This window comes from Roseisolibacter agri, assembly GCF_030159095.1.
Lineage (GTDB): Bacteria > Gemmatimonadota > Gemmatimonadetes > Gemmatimonadales > Gemmatimonadaceae > Roseisolibacter > Roseisolibacter agri.
The window spans coordinates 490,721-515,085 of the sequence record NZ_BRXS01000005.1 but is presented as its reverse complement, the minus strand read 5'-3'; the positions used below and the strand labels follow the sequence as shown (position 1 = coordinate 515,085).

General features: G+C 74.8%; 16 protein-coding genes. 6 read left to right on the top strand and 10 right to left on the bottom strand.

Features of this window, described 5'->3' with window-relative positions; all coding sequences use genetic code 11:
• Positions 1 to 4: 4 nt before the first annotated feature.
• The 4 genes from rosag_RS17760 to rosag_RS17745 form a co-directional block, all read right to left on the bottom strand.
• Positions 5 to 2,911, bottom strand: coding sequence for an NEW3 domain-containing protein (locus tag rosag_RS17760; protein WP_284351508.1), 2,907 nt, complete (start codon positions 2,909 to 2,911; stop codon positions 5 to 7).
• A gap of 5 nt (positions 2,912 to 2,916) precedes the next feature.
• Positions 2,917 to 3,480 carry a hypothetical protein gene (locus tag rosag_RS17755; protein WP_284351507.1) on the bottom strand — a complete coding sequence of 188 codons (564 nt, stop codon included), beginning with the start codon at positions 3,478 to 3,480 and terminating at the stop codon, positions 2,917 to 2,919.
• Positions 3,481 to 3,503: 23 nt separating this feature from the next.
• On the bottom strand, positions 3,504 to 4,325 hold the full coding sequence (locus tag rosag_RS17750; protein ID WP_284351506.1) for a fimbrial biogenesis chaperone: 822 nt from the start codon (positions 4,323 to 4,325) through the stop codon (positions 3,504 to 3,506).
• Between the two features lie 153 nt (positions 4,326 to 4,478).
• Positions 4,479 to 5,045: a hypothetical protein gene (locus rosag_RS17745; RefSeq protein WP_284351505.1), complete on the bottom strand. Its 567-nt coding sequence runs from the start codon at positions 5,043 to 5,045 to the stop codon at positions 4,479 to 4,481.
• A 344-nt stretch (positions 5,046 to 5,389) separates the two neighbouring features.
• Between rosag_RS17745 and rosag_RS17740 the strand changes: the two genes are divergently transcribed.
• The gene (locus tag rosag_RS17740) at positions 5,390 to 5,848 is read left to right on the top strand and encodes a hypothetical protein (RefSeq protein ID WP_284351504.1); all 459 of its coding nucleotides are present in this window, start codon (positions 5,390 to 5,392) and stop codon (positions 5,846 to 5,848) included.
• A gap of 27 nt (positions 5,849 to 5,875) precedes the next feature.
• Here rosag_RS17740 and rosag_RS17735 read toward each other — a convergent pair whose 3' ends face one another.
• From rosag_RS17735 to rosag_RS17715, 5 genes are all read right to left on the bottom strand, one after another.
• Positions 5,876 to 8,593: a DUF5916 domain-containing protein gene (locus rosag_RS17735; RefSeq protein WP_284351503.1), complete on the bottom strand. Its 2,718-nt coding sequence runs from the start codon at positions 8,591 to 8,593 to the stop codon at positions 5,876 to 5,878.
• Positions 8,594 to 9,102: 509 nt separating this feature from the next.
• On the bottom strand, positions 9,103 to 9,897 hold the full coding sequence (locus rosag_RS17730) for a carboxypeptidase-like regulatory domain-containing protein (protein WP_284351502.1): 795 nt from the start codon (positions 9,895 to 9,897) through the stop codon (positions 9,103 to 9,105).
• An 80-nt stretch (positions 9,898 to 9,977) separates the two neighbouring features.
• Positions 9,978 to 12,089 carry an elongation factor G gene (gene fusA / locus rosag_RS17725; RefSeq protein WP_284351501.1) on the bottom strand — a complete coding sequence of 704 codons (2,112 nt, stop codon included), beginning with the start codon at positions 12,087 to 12,089 and terminating at the stop codon, positions 9,978 to 9,980.
• 571 nt (positions 12,090 to 12,660) lie between these two features.
• The gene (locus tag rosag_RS17720; protein WP_284351500.1) at positions 12,661 to 13,266 is read right to left on the bottom strand and encodes a hypothetical protein; all 606 of its coding nucleotides are present in this window, start codon (positions 13,264 to 13,266) and stop codon (positions 12,661 to 12,663) included.
• A 506-nt stretch (positions 13,267 to 13,772) separates the two neighbouring features.
• Entirely contained in the window at positions 13,773 to 14,387 is a 615-nt protein-coding gene (locus rosag_RS17715) for a hypothetical protein (protein WP_284351499.1), read from the bottom strand.
• Positions 14,388 to 14,578: 191 nt separating this feature from the next.
• Between rosag_RS17715 and rosag_RS17710 the strand changes: the two genes are divergently transcribed.
• From rosag_RS17710 to rosag_RS17700, 3 genes are all read left to right on the top strand, one after another.
• On the top strand, positions 14,579 to 17,338 hold the full coding sequence (locus rosag_RS17710; protein ID WP_284351498.1) for a putative bifunctional diguanylate cyclase/phosphodiesterase: 2,760 nt from the start codon (positions 14,579 to 14,581) through the stop codon (positions 17,336 to 17,338).
• 206 nt (positions 17,339 to 17,544) lie between these two features.
• Positions 17,545 to 19,512, top strand: coding sequence for a DUF1800 domain-containing protein (locus tag rosag_RS17705; RefSeq protein WP_284351497.1), 1,968 nt, complete (start codon positions 17,545 to 17,547; stop codon positions 19,510 to 19,512).
• Positions 19,513 to 19,532: 20 nt separating this feature from the next.
• On the top strand, positions 19,533 to 20,813 hold the full coding sequence (locus rosag_RS17700; protein WP_284351496.1) for a DUF1501 domain-containing protein: 1,281 nt from the start codon (positions 19,533 to 19,535) through the stop codon (positions 20,811 to 20,813).
• Positions 20,814 to 21,140: 327 nt separating this feature from the next.
• Here the strand turns inward: rosag_RS17700 and rosag_RS17695 are convergent, their stop codons facing one another.
• The gene (locus tag rosag_RS17695; protein WP_284351495.1) at positions 21,141 to 22,532 is read right to left on the bottom strand and encodes an APC family permease; all 1,392 of its coding nucleotides are present in this window, start codon (positions 22,530 to 22,532) and stop codon (positions 21,141 to 21,143) included.
• Positions 22,533 to 22,728: 196 nt separating this feature from the next.
• On the opposite strand from rosag_RS17695, the gene rosag_RS17690 reads away from it, so the two are divergent.
• Both rosag_RS17690 and rosag_RS17685 read left to right on the top strand, forming a co-directional pair.
• Complete coding sequence (locus rosag_RS17690; protein ID WP_284351494.1) at positions 22,729 to 23,343, top strand: LOG family protein; 615 nt, start codon at positions 22,729 to 22,731, stop codon at positions 23,341 to 23,343.
• A gap of 50 nt (positions 23,344 to 23,393) precedes the next feature.
• A complete protein-coding gene (locus tag rosag_RS17685; protein WP_284351493.1) occupies positions 23,394 to 24,353 on the top strand; it encodes a diacylglycerol/lipid kinase family protein in 960 nt (319 codons plus the stop codon).
• Positions 24,354 to 24,365: the final 12 nt, after the last annotated feature.

Sequence of the window (24,365 nt, the reverse complement as noted above, 5' to 3'; positions counted from 1 at the left end):
GCGGCTACCGCTGCTGACGACCGGCGTCCTGCGACTCCGCGGCGCGCACGGCGGCCGCGGCCGAGTCGCTCGCGGGCCGCCGCGCGACCTGCAGGCGGAGCGGGCGTGGACGCACGAGCAGCTGGAGGGGCGGCACGTTGCCGGTGCCGACGACGAAGGACGGCATCGCGGACGCGACGCGCAGCGGCTCGCGCGCCTGCGAGAAGTCCACGCTGGTCACGTAGCGGCCCGGCGGCAGCGCGTCGAAGCGCGCGAGGCCGGGCGACACCGCACGCGCGACCCACGTGCGGCCCGCGCTGTCGCGCGCGGTGACGATCGAGCGCTCCAGGTCCTCGCGCGACACGCGCGTCGAGTCCGCGTCGTCGGCGCGCAGCAGCACGTCGATCGCCGCCAGCGCGACGACCGCCATGTCGCCGCCGCGTCCCTCCGCGCCGCCAGCGCCGCCCGCGGCGACCCACCCGAGCGGCAGCGAGCGGACGTCGATCGCGGCGACGTCGCTCGACGGGCCGACGAAGCGGTAGCGTCCATCGCGCCCCGTCACGACGGTCTCGCGGCCGCGGCGCACGACGATGCCTTCGACGCCGCGCTCGCTCCGGCCGCGGCGCCCATCGCCGTCGGTGTCGGCGAACACGTGGCCCTCGACGGTGCCGCTGCGGCCGAAGCGCGGCAGACGCAGCGCACGCTCGACGCGCAGCGACCAGATCCAGCCGGGCGCCGCGCTCGCGCCGAGCGCGCTCGCGAAGTACAGGGGGTTCCGCTCGGCCTCGACGTCGAGCTGGACGCCGAGGGGGAGCTCGATGCCGAGCGTGCCACTGAGCGTCGTGAGCCAGGCGCCGGGCGTGACGAACGAGGTCGAGCGCGTGGCCGCGCCGCCGGTGAGGAGCCGCACGCCCGACACTGCGAGCAGCGGCACCTGGTCGGCGCGCAGGCCGTACTCGATCTGGCGGGCCGGGAAGCCGCTACCGGCGCCGTTGTCGGTCACGGCGCCCGTGCCCGCGAGCGTGCCGGCGACGCCCGACAGGTGCACGGTCCCCGACACGCGCGAGGTGAGCGCGCGGTCGACGAACGCGGTCGCGTCGGCGCCGGCCATGGTGCGCGTCCGCACGCCGAACGCGCCGTCCACCGACGCGCCGAGCGCGCCGCCGCCGGCCTGCACGCTGCCGAACAGCGAGCGGTCGCCGCTGCCGAAGCGGCCCGCCGGCGCCTCGCTCTCGTAGGCCGAGCTGCGCGCGCCGACGTGGAGCGACGCGAGCGACGCGAGGCGCGTGCTCGCGCCCACGGTCCACCCGTCGGTGCGGAGCGCGCGCGCCGACGCGCCGCCGTCGTCCAGGCGCCACGCCGAGCCGTCGACGCTGAGCCACGAGGCGACGCGGCGGCTCGCCGACGCCGCGATCTCGTCGGTGCCGCGCGCGAACGCCTGGCTGCCGCCCGCGGCGTGCGTCGCGCGCACGTCGAGCGTCCCGCGCTCGCCGCGCAGCACGACGTTCGTGCTAGCGCCCAGCCCCGCCCCGCCGTCGAAGCGGCGATAGCCGAGCTCCGAGACGAGCATGCGGTCGAGGAAGGATCCGAGCTGCACGCCCGCGCTCACCGCGTCGAGGCGCCGTGGATCGCCCAGCGGGCCGAGCGACTCGCGGAGCGAGCTGACCGACGTGCTGACGCGCAGGCGGCCGACCTGCCGCGACGCCTGCCCGAAGAGCGCGTCCGTGCCGAACGCCGTGGCCCCGGTGCCCGGCCGCGTCGCGAGCAGCGACATGCCCCAGCCCGGGCGCGTGACGAGCAGCGACGCGCCGCGGCCGCCGACCGCGGTGCCGGTGAGGTCGGTGAGCGTCCCGCCGACCGGGCCGGCGGCGAGGCGCCACGCCGGCGTCCAGAGCGCGACCGACGGCGTCACGTCGACGAGCCCAGTGCGCGCGAGCGCCATGCCCGCCGCGCTGGCCGGATCCGGCGCCGTGACCGCGCGCGCCGAGAGCTGGATCGCGTCCGTGAGGTGCCCGTCCATCGCGTAGGAGAGGCCGACGGGCGTGCCCGTCCACGGCCCGCGCACGCTCGTCGCGCCGACGCGGATCGTGCTCCCCGCCGCGCCCGACGAGCTGCCGTCGGCGCCGAGCAGCTCGACCGCCGCGTCGGTGCTGGCCACCGCGACGCCGCGCGCGAGCGCGGTCAGGCGTAGCGTGACGTTGCCGCGGCCGACGTCGCGCGGCACCGCGACGTGCAGCGTGCGCGTGACCGCGGCGCCCGGCGCGATCGCGGTGACGCCGTCGCCGCCCTCCGCGCGCCACCCCTGCGGGAGCTGCACGCGCACGGCGAGCGTGTCCGCGGCGTTGCCGAGGTTCACGAGCTGGTAGCGCATGCTGAAGCGGTCACCCGCGCGCACGGCGCGCAGCGCCTCGGTCACCGCCAGCTCCACGCGCCGCCGCGGCGCGACGTCGAGCGCGATCGGCACCTCGACGTCGGGCAGGCCGGGCGTGGAGAAGACGACGCTGCCCGCCGGCACGAGGCCCGCGCGCACGTCGGTCGGCACGCCGACCGTGAGGCTCACCGTGCGCGCGCCGGCGCCCGGCGCGAGCGCGCCCGCGTGTCGCCCGAGGATCGGCGCGACGCCCGTCGGCAGCACGACGTACTCCGCGCGGCGGTCGGCGCCGAACTGCGCGGGGAGCGGGATCGTGACGACGTGGAAGCCGCGCGGCGCGGCGCGGACGACGAGCGTCGCGGCGCGAATGGCGGTCGGCGCGTCGGCGGGACGCGCGGGACCGGTCGCGGGACGCCGGTCGTCGCGCGCGGCGGGTGCGGTGGGCGTGGTGCCGCGCGCGTCGGCGAGCGTCGGCTGCGCGAACGCGTTGGGCGCGCCGATCGCGAGCGCGGCGCCGAGCAGCGCGAGATGCAGCGCGGAGTGGCGAGGAAGGCGACGCATGACGCTCAGCGGACCTCGATGGTGAAGTCCAGGCCGCGCGAGTAGTAGGTGCTCGCGGAGGCGCTCGACCGATAGGCCGTGTACGACATGTCGACGACGGTGAACCGGAGCGACGAGGCGGTGCACTGGCCGCTCGATCCGTTGCCGCGCGTGACGAGGAAGAGGTCGACGCGCGTCGTCGACGTCAGCGTGCGCGTGTAGCTCGCGCCGGCGGGCGTCGGGGTGCGGCATCCGCTGCCGCTCAGCGTGTAGTCGACGCGCACCGCACCGAGCGGCGAGCCGCCCGCGCCACCGAGCGCGAGGCCGACCGCGCAGAAGTTGCTGGCGTTGCCGACCGAGTTCGGGCAGCTCGCCACCAGCTCCCAGGTGGGTGTCGTGGCCGAGGTACCGCTCTCGTAGTGCGTGCGCAGCGGCGACGGCGTCGTCGTGCCGCCGATGGTCGCCGCGGCGGTCCCACTCGGCGTCAGCGTGAACTGGTGGCCGGTCTGCGCGCCGACGGGACGCGTCGCGCCCACCACGAGCGCGGCGAGCACGCCGAGGCACCAGGAGAGTCGCGGGGCGATGGACACGGGTCGGGGCGCGAGGGGAGGCGTTACTTGCCCGCGGCCTTCGTCGGCGCCGACGGCGTCGGCACCGTGTGCTCCAGCTGCATCGCCGCGATCTCGTCGCCGCCGTAGTCCACCATCGACAGCACGAGGTAGTCGCCGGCGGGCAGCTTGGGCATCGCCACGAGCGCGCGCTGCCGCGCCCCGGGCAGCACGTAGTAGTCGGGCAGCTCCACCGTCGCGGCGACGCTGTTGTCGGCGCGCCGGAACTCGACCGTGCCCCTGGCGACGTAGTGCCGCTCGCCCGAGTTGCGGAACCAGACCTCGAGGCTGTCCGCGTCGGCGGCGCCCGCGCGGACGTGCATCGCGGTCACCTCGCCCGCGGCGCGCAGCCCCGCCGGCTCGACGTACACCTTCACGGCGGTGCGGATGACGTAGCTGACGCCGTTCTTTCCGGGGGGCTGCACCGTCTCCAGCACCACCGCGCTCCAGCACTCGCGCGGCAGCGTCGCGAGCGAGTCGTGCGCGACCAGGCGGATGCTCTGCGACGCGCCGGCGTCCAGGTTGACCGAGAGCGGGAACACCGTGAGCGCGCTCCCGCAGCTGCCCTTCACCGATCCGACCGGCAGCCACCGGTTCGCGCCATCGTCGGCGCGGTCCCAGTCCTCGGTCTTCACGACCGCCTGCACGGGCCGGTCGGAGACGTTGCGCACGGTGATCACGCCGACGCGCTCCGCGGCAATCGCGGGACGCATCAGGATCTCCGAGCGATCCACGCCGAGCTGCGCGGCGGCGGGGCGCGAGGCGCCGAGGGCGAGGCCCGCGAGCGCGAGGAGGCGCCGGGCGCTCGGGAACGGGAGCGGGGTCATGTCGCGGAGGGAGGTCGTGCGGGGACGGGCCAGTGGCGGGGACCTGCGTGGTGCGGACCTGCGTCGTGCGGATGGAACGGGTCCGAGCCCGCGGGGGGCGACGGCCGTGGCGCTCGCGGGCGCCGCGTCCGCCTCCCCCCGGCGGATGTCGGCTTACTTCGCGGCGAGCGTGAGCTGCAGCGTCAGCGAGTACTCGCCTGGCAGGTCGCGCTCGAACGCCCAGCGCGAGCGGAAGCTCAGGTCCGTGTTGGTGTTCACGGTGCCCGTGGTGCCCGCGATGATCTCGGCGCCCGAGGTGCCGAGGGCGGCGAAGGTGCCGCTCGTCTTCGTCCACTCGACGTCGGACGCCGGCTTGTTGACGGTGCCCGGGCCGAACGTCGCCGTCGTCGCGGCGATGCTGACCTGGTACGCGCGGTTGGCGACGACCTTCACGTTCGGGCCCGCCGACGCCGCCAGCGGCGTCGCCGACAGGTACGCGTTGCCCGCGAGCGCGCCGTAGTTGGCGATCGTCGGGTTGCCGAGGCCGGTCGTGCCCGTGCTGACCGTCAGCTGGAGGATGTCGTTGACCGTCGTCGAGACGACGTGGTTCTGGCTGCACGCCGTGGCGTTGACGGCGAGGTTGCCCGTGCCGTCCGGGCCGCAGGTGCTCTGCGCCTGCACGGAGACGGCGGAGACGGCGGTGAGCGCGACGGCGGCCGGGAGCAGCTTGCGGAGCTTCATGAGGAGGTTCTCCGGGGGGAGGAAGGGGGAGGCGAGATGCTGCCGTCCGGCGGACCGACGTGGCTGCCACCACGCCCCGCCGGACGCCTGAACGCCTGGCAACGTGCACGCCGCATCGGCCGAGCCCGCTCAGGGCGCCGGGCCCCACGCCACACCGAACCTCAACCGCTTGCAGCGGCGCGACTTGCGTGGCGCGCGCCGGCGTTGCTCCGGCGCAACATGCGTGTGGCGGCGCCACACCCCAGCCGCCGCGCGCCGATGCGCCCGCGCCACAAGATTGCAGCCGTGTCATGACAACGACGGTCCGGGCCGTCACCGCAAGTGCGCTCGCTCGTCTGCCCGGCATGACCCGATCGTCTCGCGCCGTCCGGCTGTCCCTCCTCGCCACCCTCGCGGGCGTTCCGGTCCTCGCGACCGCGTGCGGCCGCGCCGCGACCGATCCCGGCCGACCCGGCGTGCCGGTCGTCGGCAGCTGGCGCTACGTCGCCCAGCAGACGAGCCCCGCGCCCGCGGATCTCCAGGGGACGCTCGCCGTCGGTGAGCAGTCGGGCGCGCGCATCGCGGGCGCGCTGGACGTCGTGGAGACCGACGCGCGCGGGCTGCAGCGCCGGCTCGGCGGCGCGATGGCGGGGCGCACCGCGGACTCCACGACGCTCGACTTCGACGTCGCGATCGGCGCGGGCGTGCGCCGCCACGTGGGCCGCGTGCGCGGCGACTCGCTCACCGGCTCGTGGATCGAGCAGCCGGTGGCCGGCGGCGCACCGGTCGCATCGGGGAGCTTCCGCGCCGCGCGCCAGCGCTGACGGTCGGCGCGGAGGGTCAGCGCAGGGTCAGCGGCCCAGCCAGCGGCTGACCTTCACCAGCAGCACGTCGCGCCCCTGGTCGCGGAACGCGCGCGCCACGTCGCTCCCCAGGCCGGCGCGCGAACCCGCGAGCGGGTCGTCGAGCGCACCGTCGCCCTGCCGCTGCCAGACGACGAACAGTGCGGAGCCCGGGCGGAACTCCCAGCGTGCGACCGCATTGCCGCGCAGCGCGCGCACCGCGTACTCGGGCTCCGCGAAGGAGAACGCGGGCGCGGGGCCGGCGGCGTCGGGGTCCACGCGCACGGTGCCGCCGGTGCGCGCCAGCGTGCCGCGGTCGGCGCCGTAGGTCGCGAAGCCGAACGTCGCGGGGCGCTCCAGCTCCTTGAACGCACGGTAGCGGCCACGCGCCGCGAACGGGCGCGCGAACAGCTGCAGCGACAGCGCGGGCGAGAAGGTCCAGTCGGCGCGCAGCTCCATCGCCAGCTCCTCGCGCGCGATGTCGGCGAAGACGTAGCGGCGCCCGAGCGTGGTGGTCGCGAGCGGATCGCCCACCGCCGTCACGTACTGGTCGGTGTCGGTGCGCCGTGCGTAGTCGGGCGTGACGCGCAGGCGCACCGCCGCCGACGGCCGCATGTCGAGCGAGAGGCCGACGCCGCGTCCGCGACGCCCCGTCGAGTCGCCGTCGGCGGCGAGCGAGAGGCCGAGCACCGCCGGACGGCGCGAGTCGCTGGTGACGTCGAGCGTGGTGCTCCAGCGCGCGGGCACGTGCACGAGCGGGCCGCCGCGCGTCAGCCGGTCGTCGGCCACCGCGAGCGACTGCGAGAAGAACGCGTCGACGCGCCAGAAGCTGCGCAGCGTCCCTCCCGCGCCGAGCGCCGCGCGACTGGTGACGCGATCGCCGGCGAAGTTGTAGGCGTGCGTGTAGTACGCGCTGACCGAATGGTCGCGGAAGAGGCGCGCGAGCCCCTGCGTGCCGATGCGGTTCTCGCGGTACGTGACGACGTTGGAGAGCGTGCGGCGGTCGGCGCGCTGCCCGAACCCCAGATCGTTCGTCTCGAAGCCCGGCGTCGTCTCCTCGAACGTCGTGGAGCCGAGCCAGTGGCGGCCGCCGGTGCGCGCGAGCGTGAGCGCCGTGAAGCGGCCCGCGAGCGACGTGCGCGTCGTGTCGAGCGCGAGGTGATCGGCGTCCGCGCGCTGGAACAGGCGATACGGCGCTCGCTGCAGGCGCGTCATCGCCGCGGTGCTTCCCTCCACGCGCGTGCCCGCCGTCACGCCACTCAGCGTCCACGTGCGGTCGTCCCACGCGTGCTGGAAGTCGAGGCCCGCGACCGCCGCGCGCTCCGGCAGCAGCGGCGCGAGCGCGGGCGCGTCGAGGTCGCGCGCGACGAGCGTCCCCACCGCGCCGATGGCGGTGTTGCCGCCGCGCAGGTCGCGGCGCAGCCGCGCGATGCCGTAGCCGCTCGTGGGCTCGACGGGTGCGCGGCGCACGTCGCCCGCCGCGTTCACGTAGCGCGCCTCCTGCTCGCGCGTCGCGGCGCCGAGCACGCCCACCGACCAGCCGCCGGGCGTCTTGCCGCTCACCTTCGCCGCCGCGAGGATCGGCGTCTGCGTCGGCGCCTCGGCCCACCGCACGTCGCTGCCCGCGAGCCGCAGCGCGGGCGCGCGTCCGAGCCGCCGTGTGTAGAAGAAGGTCGGGCGGTCGTCGTCGTTGAACGTCACCGTGCCGCCGAAGCGGAACACGTCCGTCCCCTCGAGGAAGAACGGGCGCCGCTCGGGGAAGAAGACCTCGAACGCGCTCAGGTTCACGACCGCGGGATCGGCCTCGACCTGCCCGAAGTCCGGGTTGAACGTCGCGCTCAGCGTCAGGTTGCGCGGCAGCCGGTAGCGCAGGTCGAGCCCCACCGCGGCCTCGCCGTCGCTGGGATCGTGCAGCGGGTTCGCGGGCTGCGCGGGGCTCTGCGTGGACTGCACGCGCACGTACGGCACGAGCTCCAGCTTCCCCGGCTCGGCCAGCGAGTCGAGGCCGGTCAGCGTCCCCATCACCGAGACGATCGCGGGCCGGTCGGGCGGCGTGGGCGACCAGTAGGAGCGCTCGCCCTTGCGCGCGATCTCGCGCGCGAAGTTGATCCCCCACACCTGCGCGCGGCCGTCGGCGCGCACGCTGTAGCGCAGCTGCGAGAGCGGGATCCGGAACTCCGCGACCCAGCCCAGCGAGTCGATCGACGACGCGCCCTCCCACACGGCGTCCCAGTTCGCGTCGCGCTGCGTGTCGTCGAAGATGAAGCCGTCCGCCTGCACGCCGCGTGGGCTGAGCGAGAAGCGGAACGCGGTGCGGCGGTCGTGGTAGCTGTCGATCGCGACGTGCGCCCAGTCGGTGTAGATGCCGCCCGCGTCGCGGCGCGCGAGCGTGCGCGCGATGGAGTCGGGTCGGCTGTCGTACAGCCGGTAGCCGACGTAGAGCGCGGTGCGGTCGTAGAGGACGCGCACCTCGGAGCGCTCGGTGGCCGGCGCGCCGGCGGTCGGCACGGCCTGCACGAAGCCATCGGCGATCTGCGCGCGCGACCACGCGCTCTCGTCGAGGCGACCGTCGATCCGCGGGGCCGCGGCGGTGGGCGCGGCGACGAGCACGCGCTCGGGCGCCTGCGCGGACGCTCGGGCAGGCGTCTGGGCGTGGACGGCGGGCGCGGGGAGCGCGAGGGCGAGCGCCAGGGGGAGGTGGCGCGTCATCGCGCGGCGGGCGGGCATTGGCGGGAGCGAGCGGGCGGGCGGACGTGCGGCGGCGGACGGCGCGGAAGCTGACGGATGGCCGCCCGAATGACGAGGGGTCACCCGTCAGAGCGTCGTTCCGTTCGGCGCGGCCGATGCCCGGCCACGCCGACGTCGCAGGCCGACGAGCAGCGCGCGGGCCGTAGCATGGCAACGGCATTTGCAAGGATGAAGATCGGATAGGATCTGACAACGACGGATGCTCCGCGTTGGGCGACGGTGGTCGCCGCCACGCGGAGCATCGGCGGTCATCCGATCTTCTCGGACTTTCATCCTTGCTGCAGTTCCCGTTCGGGCCCGGCGCGCCGGACACCCGTGCCCTCTGGGGGATGCGGATGCTTCGGATCGGGCGGATGCGCCGGATCGCTCCTCGCTGTGCGACGTCCCATGCGCCGCGAGGAGCGATCCGAATGATCCGAATCATCCGGAGCATCCGTATCCTCTCCAAGAGGCCAACGGGTCACGCATCACGGCGCCATCCCGGTCGCTCAGCGCGCGCCCGTCCAGAGCACCAGCGTCCCGCAGCGCGCCGTCGGCCCGCCGTACTCCGGCGGGACATTGGCGGCCGTGTACGCCTCGATCGCGATGATGTCGCGTGTGGTGAACGAGTCGAGCTCCGGCGCCGGCATCGCCGGCGTGTTGGGCGCGTGCGAGTACACCCGCACGCCGTCCACGTAGATCTGCGCCCAGCAGGCGCGCGGGCTGCGCGGATCGAACGGGTCCGCGGGCGGGAGGTCGCCGGTGGCGGGGCCGCGCGACGCCGCCGCGTACGCGCGGCCGGTGCGCGGGCTGAGGATCAGCCGGAAGCCCGGGATGCGCTTCCGCAGCAGCGCGCTGAACGGGAGATGCTGCTCGCGCTCCATCTCCTCGGGGCCGAGGAAGTGGCCCTGCCCCATCGCGCGCCGCTCCTCGAAGCGCTCCAGGCGGCGCAGCGTCACGCGGTCCACGACGGCGACGCCGGGCAGCCGCTGCGGCAGCCCGCGGAGCGCCACGTCGCGCCGCGCGGAGTCGCCCGCGGCCAGCGCGACGTCGAGCCCCGACGGCAGGAAGCCGAGGCGCCGGACCACCAGCCGGTGCGTGCCCGCGGGGAGCCCGACGAGCCGGAAGCCGCCCGCGCTGTCGGTGCGCACGCTGCGCGCGAGCGCGGGCACCAGCACCTCCGCCCCCACGACGGCGGTGGAGTCGAGGGCGGCCGTCACGCGGCCGGAGACGACGCCGCCCTCCTGCGCCGCGACCGGCGCGGCGAGGAGGGCGGTGACGAGAGCGGCGATGGTCGGGCGCATGCTCCGATGTGCGCTCCGCCGGACGGCCGCGCAAGGCGCCGCCGGCGGAGCGAACCGGTCGTTCACAGCTGCGCCGGAGGCTACACCTCCGCCATCGCCTCCTCGCGCTCCTTCGCGTGCTCGGCGATCACCTTCGTCGCCACCTCGCCGGGCACCTGCTCGTAGCCGTGGAAGCGCCGCGCGTACGTCGCGTGGCCGTGCGTCAGCGACGAGAGGTTCGTCGCGTACAGGTGCAGCTCGGCCTGCGGCACCACGGCGCGCACCGTCGTCCCGTGGCCGTCCTCGGCCGAGTCGGTGCCGAGGATCTGCCCGCGGCGCCCGGAGAGGTCGCCCATCACGTCGCCCAGGTAGGCGTCGGGCGTCGTGACCTCGATCAGGTCGAGCGGCTCCAGCAGCACCGGGCGGCACTTCGACGCCACCGCGCGGAAGCCGAGGATGCCGGCCATCTTGAACGCCTGCTCGCTCGAGTCGACCGAGTGGTACGAGCCGTCGTACAGCTCGACGCGGAAGTCGACGAGCGGGCAGCCCGCGAGCACGCCGCGCACCGCCGCTTCCTGGATCCCCTTGTCGACCGCGGGGATGAACTTGGACGGGATCGCGCCGCCCACGATCTCGTCGGCGAACAGGTAGCCCTCGCCGCGCGGGAGCGGCGACATCTTGATCCAGCAGTCGCCGAACTGGCCCTTGCCGCCCGTCTGCTTCTTGTGGCGGCCCTGCCCCTTCTCGCTGGCGGTGATCGTCTCGCGGTAGGCGATCTTGGGCTTCGTGAGGTCGCCGCCGACGCCGTACTTCCGGCGCAGCCGCGCGAGCGCGATCTCGAGGTGCCGCTCGCCCATCCCGGCGACCACCGTCTCGTGCGTCTCCGGCACGTACTGCACGGTGAACGTCGGGTCCTCGTCGTGCAGCCGGTGCAGCCCGCTCTGCATCTTCTCCTCGGCGTCGCGGCTCTGCGCGTGCACCGCGAAGTGCACCAGCGGCTCGGGGAAGCGGATCTGCGGCAGGCGGACCGGATGCTCGCGCGTGGAGAGCGTGTCGTTCGTGTGCGTGTTGCGCAGCTTGGCCACGCAGCCGATGTCGCCCGCGTGCAGGCGGTTCACCTCGACGCGCTCGCGGCCGCACGGGATGGAGAGGTGGTTCAGCTTCTCGACGACGTCGCGCGTCGCGTTGAACACCTCCTGCCCGTTCACGACGCTCCCCTGCAGGATGCGGAAGTACGACACGTCGCCGACGTGGGGCTCCGCGTGCGTCTTGAACACCAGCGCCGCGAACGGCTTGTCGTCGTCGGCGTGGATCTCGACGGTCTGATTGCCCTCGGCGCCCGTGAACGCGTGCAGCTCCTCCATCTCCCACGCGGAGGGCATGAGCTGCGCGATCTCGGTCAGCAGCGCGCGCACGCCGATCATGCTGTCGCTGGAGACGCAGAAGAGCGGGAAGATGTCCTCGCGCTTCATCGCCTCCTTCATCCCGGCGATCGCCTCGTCGCGCCCGATCTCGGCGCCCTCGAGGTAGCGCTCCAGCAGCGCGTCGTCGGTGGCGCTGATGGCCTCGATCAGCTCCTCGCGGTACTGGTCGAAGCGCGGCTGCGCCTCGGCGGGGATGTCGGTCTCCTCGTACTCGCCGCTCTTCGTGCCCGCCTTGTAGACGTAGGCCTTCTTGGTGAAGAGGTTCATCACGCCCTTGAAGGCCGCGCCCTCGCCGAGCGGCACCTCGACGGGGACGACCTTGCTCGTGAGGCGCGACTTGATCTGGCGGTAGATCGCGTCGAAGTCGGCGTGCTCCTTGTCCATCATGGTGACGACGAAGAGCACCGGGTCGGCGCGGCGCAGGGCTTCGCGGAACATCTTCTCGGTGCCGACCTCCACGCCGGTCGTCGCCCCGACGACGACGAGGGCGCCGTCGGCCGCGGCAAGACCCGCGATCGCGTCGCCCTGGAAGTCGAGGTAGCCCGGCGTGTCGAGCAGGTTGATCTTGCACCCCTCCCACTCGGCGTAGGCGCAGCCGAGGGTGATGGAGAAGCCGCGCTCCGCCTCCTCGGGGGTGAAGTCGGTGAGCGCGGTGCCGTCCTTCACCGCGCCGTGCCGCTTGCTCGCACCGGCGGCGAACACCATCGCGTCCACGAGGCTCGTCTTGCCGCTGGCCCCGTGGCCGACTACCGCCACGTTGCGGATCTCCCTGCTGCCGTACTCTCTCATCGCCCGTTCTCCCCGGAGAGTGACGTGAGCCGCCGGACGGGCGCGGCGCGGGCGAGCGAGGGGACGCGTGGTCCCGTGCGTCGCGGCGCGCCCTCCCGGGGCGTTGAGCGGCGCCGGGCGGGTGAGGGGCGACGGCGTGCCGGATCCCGTCCGGACCCGCCGCCGTCGCCCCCAACCGCGCCCGCGCCGCACCTGCGTGGAGCCTGAGTGGAGCATCCGCACGGGCGCGGGGCGCCGCAAGTGGGCGCCGCCAGACATCGGCGACGGGGAATGCATCAGCCAGCCAGCAATCGAACGGCGGAGGACGGAACCGCGGAGAACGGAGACGCGGAGGACGGAAGGGCGTCAAACGATCAGGCGGACCTGTCAGCTCGATGCTTCAAGCTCAGAGGGTCCGCCGCTCCGTTTCACGCTTCATCGTCCTCCGCCGTTCCGTTCTCCGCCGTTCCGTCCTCCGATTGATCCTTCCCTGGCGCGCGCGAAAAGGCCGCGGTCCGGCATGCACCGGAACCGCGGCCTTCCAGGGTCCTGCAGACTGCGCCCTGATTGCGGACGAAAGTGGATTCGTGTCTCAGTCCCCTTCGAACAGGTTGCCGTCGGCCTCGCGGAGCGAGTCGAGGAGCGCGTCCGCGCCCATGCCCGCCGCCGCGCCGGCGAACGCCGTGCCCGCGAACGCGGGAGCGGTGCCGGACGGGGTAAAGGAGAAGTTGATCGCGCGCCGCACGCCCTCGGGCCAGTCGGGCATCAGCAGCCCGGCGATCATCGAGCGGATCAGCGCGCCGGTCTCGCCGAGCAGGCGCGTGGAGGTCTCGCGGAGCCGCGCGGCCGGGATCTCCAGATCCTCGGTCAGCAGCTGTCCGGTGCGCTGGTCGCGCCACGCCGCGTCGCCCACCGCCCCACGCTCGGCCCACACGCCCAGGTGGCGGATCGTGCCGACATGTTCGCCACCGGCGCGCTGCCCCTCGACCGCCGCCGCGAGCGCGTAGGCGAGCGCCTCCGCGTCGGGGGTGCCGTAGAGCGTGACGACCTCGCGCGGCGCGCCTTCGAACGGCGTCGCGGGGGCCACCGAGTTCACGTGCGCCAGCGGCCCGGTCCTGTCACCGGGTTCGTGCGCGACTCCGAGCCCGCCGGGTGGCGCGCGCTCGGGGCCGTCCTCGAGCAACACGAGGATGTCCATGGTCCCTCCCTGTCTCGTCGGGGGGTGTGATTGCGGCTCGCCTCGGGCGGCGGAAGTGCCGTGTCCGATCCTACGAGCCAGATGCGCGCCACCGCGTCGGAACACCGCGGCGCGTGGTGCCCATCGACCGGGCCCTGCTCACTCGACACCGGCTCTGCCCGAACGTTCCGCGACGCCCTGCGCGAGGGAAAGTCGCGTGACGCGCGCGTGGCCGACCCGTGTCCGGCTCGTGTTCCACGTCGCGTCGCCGTGGCGTCGCCGCGCGAAACACTTCCTTTCCGTAATGACCCGCGAGTGCCGAGGACGGTCACGCGCCGCGCGCGCGTAATCGCGACCGGTCGTCGCGTTCTGTGCTGCACGTCACGAGATGGACGTGATGTGCCCCGCGCGCGTCACGCGGCGCCCCGCGCGCGGACGGTCGTGGCGCGCGCACCGCGACCGCGGAAAGCGTGGCGCGCGCGCCGCACCACGTGGCGCGCGTCCCACGCCCGCGTCTCCTCGCGCCCCTACGGGCGCGGGTGCGTGCCGGTGTCGCGGACGTCGTCGCGGACGTCGTCGCGGACGTCCTCCGACGTGAGATCGGCGGCGACGGCATGATCGTCGGCCACCCGATCGTCCGCGCGGCGCGCGAAGCGTGCGTCCGACACGCCGACGTCGGACACCGCACGTGCGCGCGGCGCGGCGAGGTGCGTCCCCAGCACGGCGGCGACGGCGAGCATCGCGACGGCGAGCAGGCGCTGCCCGGGCGACGGCGCGCCCGCGGCCAGCTGCAGCAGGGCCGGCAGCCGCGCGTCCACCACGACGATCGCCGCGGCCAGCGCCGCCACCGCGAGCACGCCGCGCCACCCGCGCAGCCGCCACGCCATCCACGCCGCGAGCAGCCCCCACGCGTACGACACGAGCCCCGCGTGCAGCGCGCCGAGGATCGCCGTCGGCCCGACCCCACGGTCGGGCGTCACGAACTCGGGGAGGCCGCGCAGCCGCAGCCCCGCCCCGCCGAGCACCGTCATCGGCATCCCGTCGCGCACGCCGAAGCCGGCCAGCACCCCCAGCGCGGCCGCGGAGGCGAGGAAGGCGGCGCGGCGGACCGGCGACCAGACGTGGGGAGAACGCGAGGGCACGGGCGGAAGAAAACGGCACCGCGCGGGGCGCGGTAGTCACGGTTTCGTCATGCGTTCGACGGTCACCCGCGCGTCGCCCCGATCGTCGATCAGGGGTGAAGGCGCGCGGACGCGCGGCCGACACCAGTGGTGGACGGGAGCGGCCGCTCCCGTCCCGTTCGCGGCTGCGCCGCCTCCCGTCGCTCTTCCCGATGTCGTCCAGCTCTCCCACTCGCGGTCCGTCCGCACCCCCGGCGCCCCCGGCGACGCCGGCGGCGCCGTCCGGCGTCTGGGACGCGCGCGTCACGAACGGCGCGGGCCTGCTGCTGGCGGCGCTCTGGCTGTCGCGCCTCGCGCCGGGGCTGGACCACGCGGCGGGCGCGCGCGTGGTCGGCGTGGCGCTGCTGCCGCTGGGGCTCGTCCTCGGCGTGTTGATCGTGCGCGCCGCGCGCGGGGCCGCCGGCACGCCGCTGCAGCGCGGGTGGCGATGGATCGCGGCGGCGACCGCGATCTGGTGGGCCGCCGGCATCGTGTGGGAGATCCTCGGCCGCCCGGCGGTGTCGGCGGCCGACGCGGTGCAGCTGATGTTCTTCCCGTGCATCCTCGCGGGCGTGCTCGCCTTCCCGGCCGCCTCCAAGGCGCGCGACGCGCGCGTGCGCTTCTGGCTGGACACCGGCATCGTGGTGCTGAGCGGCGCCGCGGCGGTCTGGTACTTCGTGCTCTGGCCGACGCTCGCCGCCGGCCGCAGCGCGCCGCTGGAAGTGCTGGTGAACGCGGCCTACCCGGTCGGCGACCTCGCGCTGCTGTTCGCGGCGTGCGTCGCGCTCATGCAGCGTCCGGACGCCTCGACGCGCCGGTCGCTGCGCTGGGTGGCGGCAGGGCTGGTGGCGCGCTTCGGCGGCGACCTCGCGTTCGGCTGGGAGATGACGACCGGTGGCTACGCGGCCGGCGGGCTCTCGGACCTGCTCTGGCTCACGGCGGGGTTCGGGCTGGCGGCCGGCGGCGTGCGCGTGCGCGACCGCGCGACCGACGAGGCGCGCCCCGCGCCCGCCGCCGGCGACGAGGGGAGCCTCGGGCTGCTGCCCTACGCCAGCGTGGCGACGCTCTACGCCTGCCTGCTCGCGAGCGCCGGCAGCGCCTGGGGCACGCGCGTGGGCGGCGTGCTGGTCGCCGCGGTGACGGTGACTGCCCTCGTGCTCGTGCGGCAGTGGGTGGCGACGCGCGAGCTGGTGCGGCTGCAGCGCGAGCGCGGCGCGCGTGAGGCGGTGCTGGCGACCGAGGCGCGCTTCCGCTCGCTCGTCCAGCACTCGTCGGACATCATCGCGGTGCTCGACGGCACCGGCACGATCCGCTACATCAGCCCCTCGATGGAGCGCACGCTCGGCCATCCCACGGAGCCGCTGCTCGGCACGTCGATGAGCGAGCACGTGCACCCGGACGACGTCGAGGCGACGGAGCGCGCGCTGGCGATGGCGCTGCAGTCGCGCGGCACGTTCGGGCCGATCGTGGCGCGGCTCTCGACCACCGCCGGCGAGTGGCGCACGATGGAGTGCCTGGCGACCAACCTGCTCGACGATCCGGCCGTGGGCGGCATCGTCGTCAACGTGCGCGACGTGACGGAGCGCGCGGCGCTGCAGGCGCAGCTCGCCCACCAGGCGTTCCACGATCCGCTCACCGGGCTCGCCAACCGCGCGCTCTTCCGCGACCGCGTGGGGCACGCGCTGGCGCGCCAGGGCCGCCGGCGCGACCACGTCGCGGTGCTCTTCCTCGACCTCGACGACTTCAAGACGGTCAACGACTCGCTCGGCCACGCGGCGGGCGACCAGCTGCTGCGCGTGGTGGCCGACCGGCTGCTGAACGCGACGCGCGGCTGCGACACGGTGGCGCGGCTGGGCGGCGACGAGTTCGCGGTGCTGCTGGAGAACACGCGCGACGAGGACGACGCGATCACGGTGGCCGAGCGCGTGATGCAGGCGCTGGGCGCGCCGCTGGCGCTCGAGGGGAGCGAGCTGCAGGTGGGCGCGAGCATCGGCCTGGCGCGCGCGCGCCCCGAGGACGGCCCCGAGGAGCTGCTGCGCAACGCGGACGTCGCGATGTACCGCGCGAAGCACGGCGGCAAGGGGCGCACGGAGGTGTTCGCGCCCGAGATGCACGCCGCGATCGTGGACCGGCTGGCGCTGGAGGCCGACCTGCGGCGCGCGCTGGCCGAGCCGTCGCGCGACCAGTTCGCGGTGCGCTTCCAGCCGATCGTGCGGCTGACCGACGGCGCGGTGGTGGGCGTCGAGGCGCTGGTGCGCTGGACGCATCCGGTGCGCGGCGCGCTCTCGCCGGCGACGTTCATCCCGATCGCGGAGACGTCGGGGCTGATCGTGCCCCTGGGCGCGTGGGTGCTGCGCGAGGCCTGCCGCGAGGGCGCGCGCTGGGCGCGCAGCCGGCCCCGCGGCCGCGGCGTGCCGCCGCTGACGCTGACGGTGAACCTGTCGGGCCGGCAGCTGCAGGCGCCCGGGCTGGTGGAGGACGTCGCCGCGGCGCTCGCGGAGAGCGGCCTCGATCCGGCGTCGCTCGTGCTCGAGATCACCGAGACGGTGATCATGCAGCAGACGGAGGCGAACCTCGTCACGCTGCACGCGCTGAAGGCGCTCGGCATCCGGCTCGCGATCGACGACTTCGGAACCGGCTACTCGTCGCTCAGCTACCTGCAGCGCTTCCCGATCGACATCCTGAAGATCGACAAGAGCTTCGTCGACGGCCTGAGTCGCGGCGGCAGCGACGCCGCGCTGGCCCGCACGATCATCGCGCTCGGCGACACGCTGGCGCTGCGCTGCATCGCCGAGGGCGTGGAGGACGACGCGCAGCGCACGCACCTCCAGGCGCTGGGCTGCGACTACGCGCAGGGGTTCCTGTTCGCGCGGCCGCTGCCGGTGGCGGAGATCGATGCGCTCCTCGTGAACGGGACGGCGCTGGAACGGTGAGGCGGAGGACGGAACGGCGGAAGACGGAATGGCGTGAAACGAAACAGCGGACCTCTCGGCTCGGAGCATCGAGCGCGAAGGGTCCGCCCTTTCCGTTTCACGCCCCATCGTCCTCCGCCGTATCGTGCTCCGCCGTTCCGTCCTCCGCCTTAACGAGCGCCATCGCGGCGCGTCTCTCCCGGTCGAATCCAGCCAGAGCCGCCACCGTGCCGACCGAACCGACCCTCCGCTCCATGCGGCGCGCCGCCCGCCGCGCCCTCCCCGCCGTCGCGATGCTGGCCGCGACCGCCGGCCTCCCCGCCCTCGCGGCCGCCCAGGCGCGCCGGCCGGCCGCTGCGACGGCCCGTGCCGCCGACGAGGGGCGCGAGCTCACCGCCGACCAGCAGGTGCGCCACGCCCTCGGCCGGCTCGGCTTCGGCGCGCGGCCCGGCGACGAGGCGCGCGTCCGCGCGATGGGCGTGGACCGCTGGATCGCGCTCCAGCTCCATCCCGAGCGCATCGACGACGCGGCGATGACGGCGACGCTCGCGCGCTTCACGACGCTGGGCCGCCCCGGCGCCGAGCTGCTGCGCGACTTCCCGCCGCCGGCGCAGGTGCTGGCGCAGCGCGCGCGCGCCGCGCGCATGGCCGGCGACACCGGCGCGCCCGCGTTCACGCGCGAGGACTCGCTGCGCGCGCGGCAGCTGGGCCGCGAGTCGTACCGCTTCGTCGGCGAGCTGCAGACGGCGCGCGTGGCGCGCGCGGTGGCCAGCGAGCGGCAGCTGCAGGAGGTGATGGTCGACTTCTGGGCCAACCACTTCAGCATCTTCGCGGGCAAGGACCGCGTGCGGTACCATCTGCCCCAGTACGAGGCGACGCTGCGCGCGCACGCGCTGGGGAGCTTCCGCGAGCTGCTCGGCGCGGTCGCGAAGAGCCCGGCGATGCTGCAGTACCTCGACAACTTCCAGAGCGTCGCCGACAGCACGCGCCCGACCGCGGGCCGCCGTCCGCAGCCGCTCAACGCGCGCCAGCGCGCGCGCCTCGCGGAGCGCAATCCCGAGGCGGCGCAGCGCCTGGAGCAGCTCATGGCGCGCCGGCCGCGCGGGCTGAACGAGAACTACGCGCGCGAGCTGCTGGAGCTGCACACCCTCGGCGTCGACGGCGGCTACACGCAGCAGGACGTGATCGAGGTCGCGCGCGCGCTCACGGGCTGGTCGCTGCAGGCGCCCGCGCAGGGCGGCGGCTTCGTCTTCCGCCCGCAGGTGCACGACGCCGGCGAGAAGACGATCCTGGGCCAGCCCTTCCCGGCGGGCCGCGGCATCGAGGACGGCGAGCAGGTGCTCGACCTCGTGGCGCGGCATCCGAGCACGGCGCGCTTCATCGCGCGCAAGCTGGCGGTGCGCTTCGTGAGCGACTCGCCGCCGCCGGCGCTCGTCGCGCGCGCGGCCGAGACGTTCCGGCGCACCGACGGCGACATCCGCGCCACGCTCGAGACCATCGTGCAGAGCCCGGAGTTCTTCTCGCGCGCCGCGTACCGCGCGAAGGTGAAGTCGCCGTTCGAGCTGGTCGTGAGCGCCGCGCGCGCGCTCGGCGCGCAGCCGGACACGACGCCGCGCACCGCGCAGCTCATCGCGCGGCTGGGGCAGCCGATCTTCGGCCATCAGGCGCCCGATGGCTGGCCCGAGACGGGACGGGAGTGGATGAACACGGGCGCGATCCTCAACCGCATCAACTTCGGGCTCGCGGTCGCGGCGAACCGGCTCCCCGGCGCGCGCCTGGCCGACTGGCCGCAGACCGCCACGCTGCGCGCGGCGCCGAAGGACGCGCAGCTCGACGGCGTGATCGCGGCGCTGCTGGGCGGCGAGGCGTCGAAGGAGACGCGCGCGGTGCTCGCGAGCGGCACCAACCCGATGCTCGCGCGTGCGGCCGCGGACACCACGCGCGGTGCCGACGAGGCGCCCGAGATGGAGACGCCGACGATGATCGACGGGACGCGCGCTGCGCGCACGTCCGGCCGCCGCGCGCGCGCGATGAACGCCACCAACAGCACCAACGCGGCGAACGCGCAGGCCGGCCGCGAGACCGCGCGCCCGAACCGCGCGCCGGCCGGCGCGTTCGGACAGCTGCCGCGCCTCGACCCCTTCGCGCAGCTCGTCGGCCTCGCGCTCGGCGCGCCCGAGTTCCAGCGCCGCTGACCGACTCACCGGAGATTCCGATGCAACGCCGAGCCTTCGTGAAGTCGGGCGCGCTCGCGCTCGTGACGATGGGGCTGAGCCCCAGCTTCCTCCGCCGCACCGCGTTCGCCCAGGAGCTGACCGACGGCGCCGCGCGCCTGGCCGGCAAGGGGAAGACGCTGGTGTGCCTCTTCCAGCGCGGCGCCGCCGACGCGCTCAATGTCGTCGTGCCGTTCGGCGACCGGTCGTACTACGCGCTGCGTCCGAACATCGCGGTGCCCGAGCCGGGCCGCGCGAACGGCGCGCTCGACCTCGACGGCTTCTACGCGCTGCATCCGGCGCTGGCGCCGCTCAAGCCGCTGTGGGACCGCGGGCTGCTGGCGCCCATCCACGCCGTCGGGAGCCCGAGCGCGACGCGCTCGCACTTCGACGCGCAGGACTACATGGAGACGGGCACGCCCGACGTGAAGGGGACCCGCGACGGGTGGCTCAACCGCTACCTCGCGCTGCAGGGCACGTGCGAGAGCGGCTGCGCGCACGGCGCGTCGCATTCGCCCTTCCGCGCCGTGGCGATGACGGCGCAGACGCCGCGCGTGCTCGACGGCCCGGCGCCGACGGTGGCGATGAACTCGCTGGCCGAGTTCACGATCCGCGCGTCGGGCGCGGACGACGAGCGGCGGCTGGAGGCGCTCTACACGACGGGCTCCGCGGACCTCGTGCACGGCGCGGGCGCGGAGATGTTCGAGGCGATGAAGGTGATGCGCGCGGCCGACCCGCAGCGGTACGCGCCCTCGAACGGCGCGCAGTATCCGCCGTCGCAGTTCGGGCAGCGGCTGAAGCAGATCGCGCAGCTGATCCGCGCCGGCGTCGGGCTGGAGGTGGCGTTCGCGGACGTCGGCGGGTGGGACACGCACGTGAACCAGGGCGCGGCGACGGGGCAGCTCGCGAACCGGCTGGGCGACTTCGCGCGCTCGATCGCGGCGTTCGTGACGGACCTCGGTGACCGCATGGAGGACGTGGTCATCCTCACGATGTCGGAGTTCGGCCGCACGGTGCGGCAGAACGGCACGGGCGGCACGGACCACGGGCACGCGGGCAGCATGTTCGTGATCGGCGGCGGCGTGCGCGGCGGGAAGGTGCACGGCCGGTGGCCGGGCCTCGCGCCGGAGCTGCTGTACGAGGGGCGCGACCTCGCGCTCACGACGGACTTCCGCAGCGTGTTCGCGGAGGTCGCGCAGAAGCACCTCGGCGCGCAGCGGCTCGACCGCCTCTTCCCGGGCTATCAGGCGTCGCCGCTCGGCTTCCCGGGCGTGCTGGGGTAGGTGGCTGCAGGCTCGGGATCGTGCTTCGTCGCGCTGGAGCCATTGCCCATTGGGGAGGATACGGATGCTCCGGATCAGTCGGATGCTTCGGATAGCTCATCGGAGCGCACGGGACGTCGCCGCCACACGGAGCGATCCGCCGAATCCGTCGCATCCGAAGCATCCGCGTCCTCCCCAATAGGCAAAGGAATCCAGCGCACCGGACCCGAACCGCGAACTGCATTTGCAAGGATGAAGATCGGATAACGTCTGATAACGACGGATGGCTCCGCTGGAGTGCGAGATCCCTCGCGACCACGCGGAGCCATCCGTCGTCATCGGATCTTCTCAGACTTTCATCCTTGTAATGCCGTTCGTAGCTCGGAGCCCGCGGCGGCGCCAGAAGAGGAACGCCGGCACGCCAAGCGCGAGGATCAGCGCGCCGCGCACCGCGTTCCCCGGATCCGACAGCACCGACCCGAGCACCACGTACGCGGCCGCGACGCAGAACGCGACCACGCTCCACGGATGGAACGGCGCGCGGAAGCCCGTGTCGGGTGCGCCGGTCGCCGCGTCGCGCCGGCGCAGCACCACCAGCGACGCCGCCGTGAGGCCGAAGAAGATCCAGTCCGCGAAGGTCACGTAGTCGAGCAGCTGGCCGTAGCTGCCCACCAGCAGCAGCGCGGACGCCCACGCGCCCTGCGCGACGATCGCCGCCACCGGCGTGCGGAAGCGCGGGTGCAGCCGCGCGAACGCGCCGAAGAACAGCCCGTCGCGCGCCATCGCCTGGTAGACGCGCGGCGACACCAGGATCACGAGGTCGAGGAAGCCGAACGTCGACGCCGCGATGCCCGCCGCGACCAGCGTGCGGCCCGCCGGGCCCGCGACGCGCGCGATCGTGTCCGCCGCGGGCGCGCTGCTCGCCGCCAGCCCCGCGACGCCGAGCGCACGCAGGTACGCCACGTTCGCCAGCAGGTAGACGGCGACCACGATCGCCACGCCCAGCGCCAGCGCGCGCGGGAGCGTGCGCTCCGGCGCCTCCAGCTCCTCGGCCACGAAGTTGGTCTGCTGCCAGCCGCCGAAGGCGAACAGCACGGGCACCAGCGCCGTCCCCACCGCGCGCAGCAGCCCGACCGCATCCGAGGGCGGCACGAGCGCCGCGTCGACCGACGCCGTGAGCGGCGCGCCCACCGGCGCGAACAGCCCCGCCGCCAGCAGCACGCCGAGCGCCGCGAGCTTGAGGATGGTGAAGACGTTCTGCGTCACCGCGCCCGGCGCCACGCCCACCACGTTCACGAGCGTCAGCAGCGCCACGGCACCCAGCGCGATCGGCCGCTGCGCCTCGGGCGGCGCGCCGACGAGCGCGGACGCGTAGCCCGCGAACGTCATCGCCACCGCCGCGATCGCGCCCGACGAGATCACGAGCAGCAGCGCCCATCCATAGAGGAAGGCGGGGAGCGGCCCGAAGGCGTCGCGCAGGTACGCGTAGCCGCCGCCGGCCTGCGGGCGCCGCCGCCCCAGCTCCGCGAAGATCGCGGCACCCAGCAGCGCGACCACCGCGCCGATCCCCCAGACGCCGAGCGTGAGCGCCGCGCTGCCGGCGCGCCGCGCCACGACCGCGGGGTTGAGGAAGATGCCGGAGCCGATGATCCCGCCGACGACGAGCATCGTCGCGGAGAAGAGGCCGAGGCGGCGCGCGTACGCAGTGGCCGCGGGGGGCGGGGCGTTGGTGTCGGGCACGCGCCAAACTAACCCGGAGAGCGGAGGACGATACGGCGGAAGACGGAGAAGCGGAGGACGGAAGGGCGTGAAACGAAAAGGCGGACCTCCGAGCTTGCAGCTTCAAGCCTGAAGGGTCCGCCCCACCGTCTCACGCTTCACCGTCATCCGCCGTATCGTCCTCCGCCGTTCCGTCCTCCGCCCTTAGGTTGCCACCATGCCCGACGCCAACTCCGCGACTCCACGTTCCCTCGCCAGCGTCTGCGTCTTCTGCGGCTCCAGCCCCGGCGTCGACGAGCGCCTCATGGACGCGGCGCGCGACTTCGGCGCGCGGCTGGCGCGCCACGGCGTCGCCCTCGTCTACGGCGGCGCGCGGCGCGGGCTGATGGGCGCCCTCGCCGACGCGGCGCTCGAGGACGGAGGCCGCGTCACCGGCGTCATCCCGCGCGGGCTGTGGGAGCGCGAGGTCGGCCACACGGGGCTCAGCGAGCTGCTCGTCGTCGACTCCATGCACGAGCGCAAGGCGCTGATGGCGGAGCGCTCGGCCGCGTTCGTCGCGCTGCCGGGCGGCGTCGGCACGCTGGAGGAGCTGTTCGAGGTCTGGACGTGGGCGCTCCTCGGCATCCACGGCAAGCCGGTCGCGCTGCTGAACGTCGACGGCTACTTCGCGCCGCTGCTGGCGTTCGTCGACCACATGGTCGAGCAGGGCTTCCTGCGCCCCGCGCACCGGCAGATGCTGGTGGTGGACGACGACGCGGAGCGGCTGCTCGAGCGCCTGGCCGCCTACGAGCCGCCGGCGGTGCAGCGCTGGCTGACGGCGAGCGAGCAGTAGAGGCGGAACGGGGCGAGGCGCACGCCCGATTCGTGCATTCGGGCGCTGGCATGCCGACCGGCGATCCCATCCCCGCCTTCGTCAACCCGACCGCCGGCAGCGCGCCGACGGCGCGCGAGGCGATCGCGAAGGATCCGCGCTTCGCGCTGCGCGAGGTCGCGCCGCTGCAGCTCCCCGACGCGCTGCGCGCCGAGGTGGCGCGAGGGACGCCGCGGGTGGTCGTCGCGGGCGGCGACGGGACCGTGACGCTGGCCGCGCGCGCGCTCGCCGGCACCGACACCGCGCTCGCCGTGCTGCCCGGCGGGACGCTCAACCACTTCGCGCGCGACCTCGGGCTGCCCACCGACGACGCGGCCGCCTGCCTGGAATGCGCGGTCCGCGGCACCGTGCGCCCGGTGGACGCCGCGACGCTGAATGGGGAGCTGTTCCTCAACACCAGCAGCGCGGGCGCCTACGTGCAGTTCGTCCGCACGCGCGAGCGGATCGAGGCGTGGCACCTCGGCTACCGCCTGGCGACGCTGCTGGCGACGATCTGGACCTGGCTCCGCCTGCACGCGTTCACGGTCGTCGTGCGCGAGGGCGACCGCCCGGGCGACGCGGAGCGGCAGCTCCGCAGCCCGCTCGTGTTCGTGGCGGTCGGCGAGCGCTCGCTGTCCCCGCCGGCCGTCGGTGGGCGCTCGCCGACGGGCCGCCGCGCGCTGCAGCTGATGATCGTGAACACGGCCTCGCGCTGGGGCGTGATCGCGCTGGTCGCGCGCATGGCCGCCGGCGGGCTGGATGACGTCGCGAACGACCCCGCGCTCGACGTGTCGCTGGTGGACGCCTGCGAGCTGCGCATGCGCCGGCCGTGGGGCCGCGTGGCGATGGACGGCGAGCTCGCGCGCCTGCGAGCGCCCCTGCACTACCGCGTGGCCCACGACGCGCTCCTCGCGGTGGTGCCGCCCGTGGAGCTCGCGGCCGGCCCGTTCGCCGCCGGAGGATCGGCGGGCGGCGCCGCCAGCGCCGGTTGACGTCCTCCGGCG

Bases quoted from the DNA above. Each gene is read 5' to 3' on its own strand.
- rosag_RS17760 (WP_284351508.1), bottom strand. From the start codon at position 2,911: ATGCGTCGCCTTCCTCGCCACTCCGCGCTGCATCTCGCGCTGCTCGGC.
- rosag_RS17750 (WP_284351506.1), bottom strand. From the start codon at position 4,325: ATGACCCCGCTCCCGTTCCCGAGCGCCCGGCGCCTCCTCGCGCTCGCG.
- rosag_RS17745 (WP_284351505.1), bottom strand. From the start codon at position 5,045: ATGAAGCTCCGCAAGCTGCTCCCGGCCGCCGTCGCGCTCACCGCCGTC.
- rosag_RS17740 (WP_284351504.1), top strand. From the start codon at position 5,390: ATGACCCGATCGTCTCGCGCCGTCCGGCTGTCCCTCCTCGCCACCCTC.
- rosag_RS17735 (WP_284351503.1), bottom strand. From the start codon at position 8,593: ATGCCCGCCCGCCGCGCGATGACGCGCCACCTCCCCCTGGCGCTCGCC.
- rosag_RS17730 (WP_284351502.1), bottom strand. From the start codon at position 9,897: ATGCGCCCGACCATCGCCGCTCTCGTCACCGCCCTCCTCGCCGCGCCG.
- fusA (WP_284351501.1), bottom strand. From the start codon at position 12,089: ATGAGAGAGTACGGCAGCAGGGAGATCCGCAACGTGGCGGTAGTCGGC.
- rosag_RS17720 (WP_284351500.1), bottom strand. From the start codon at position 13,266: ATGGACATCCTCGTGTTGCTCGAGGACGGCCCCGAGCGCGCGCCACCC.
- rosag_RS17710 (WP_284351498.1), top strand. From the start codon at position 14,579: ATGTCGTCCAGCTCTCCCACTCGCGGTCCGTCCGCACCCCCGGCGCCC.
- rosag_RS17700 (WP_284351496.1), top strand. From the start codon at position 19,533: ATGCAACGCCGAGCCTTCGTGAAGTCGGGCGCGCTCGCGCTCGTGACG.
- rosag_RS17690 (WP_284351494.1), top strand. From the start codon at position 22,729: ATGCCCGACGCCAACTCCGCGACTCCACGTTCCCTCGCCAGCGTCTGC.
- rosag_RS17685 (WP_284351493.1), top strand. From the start codon at position 23,394: ATGCCGACCGGCGATCCCATCCCCGCCTTCGTCAACCCGACCGCCGGC.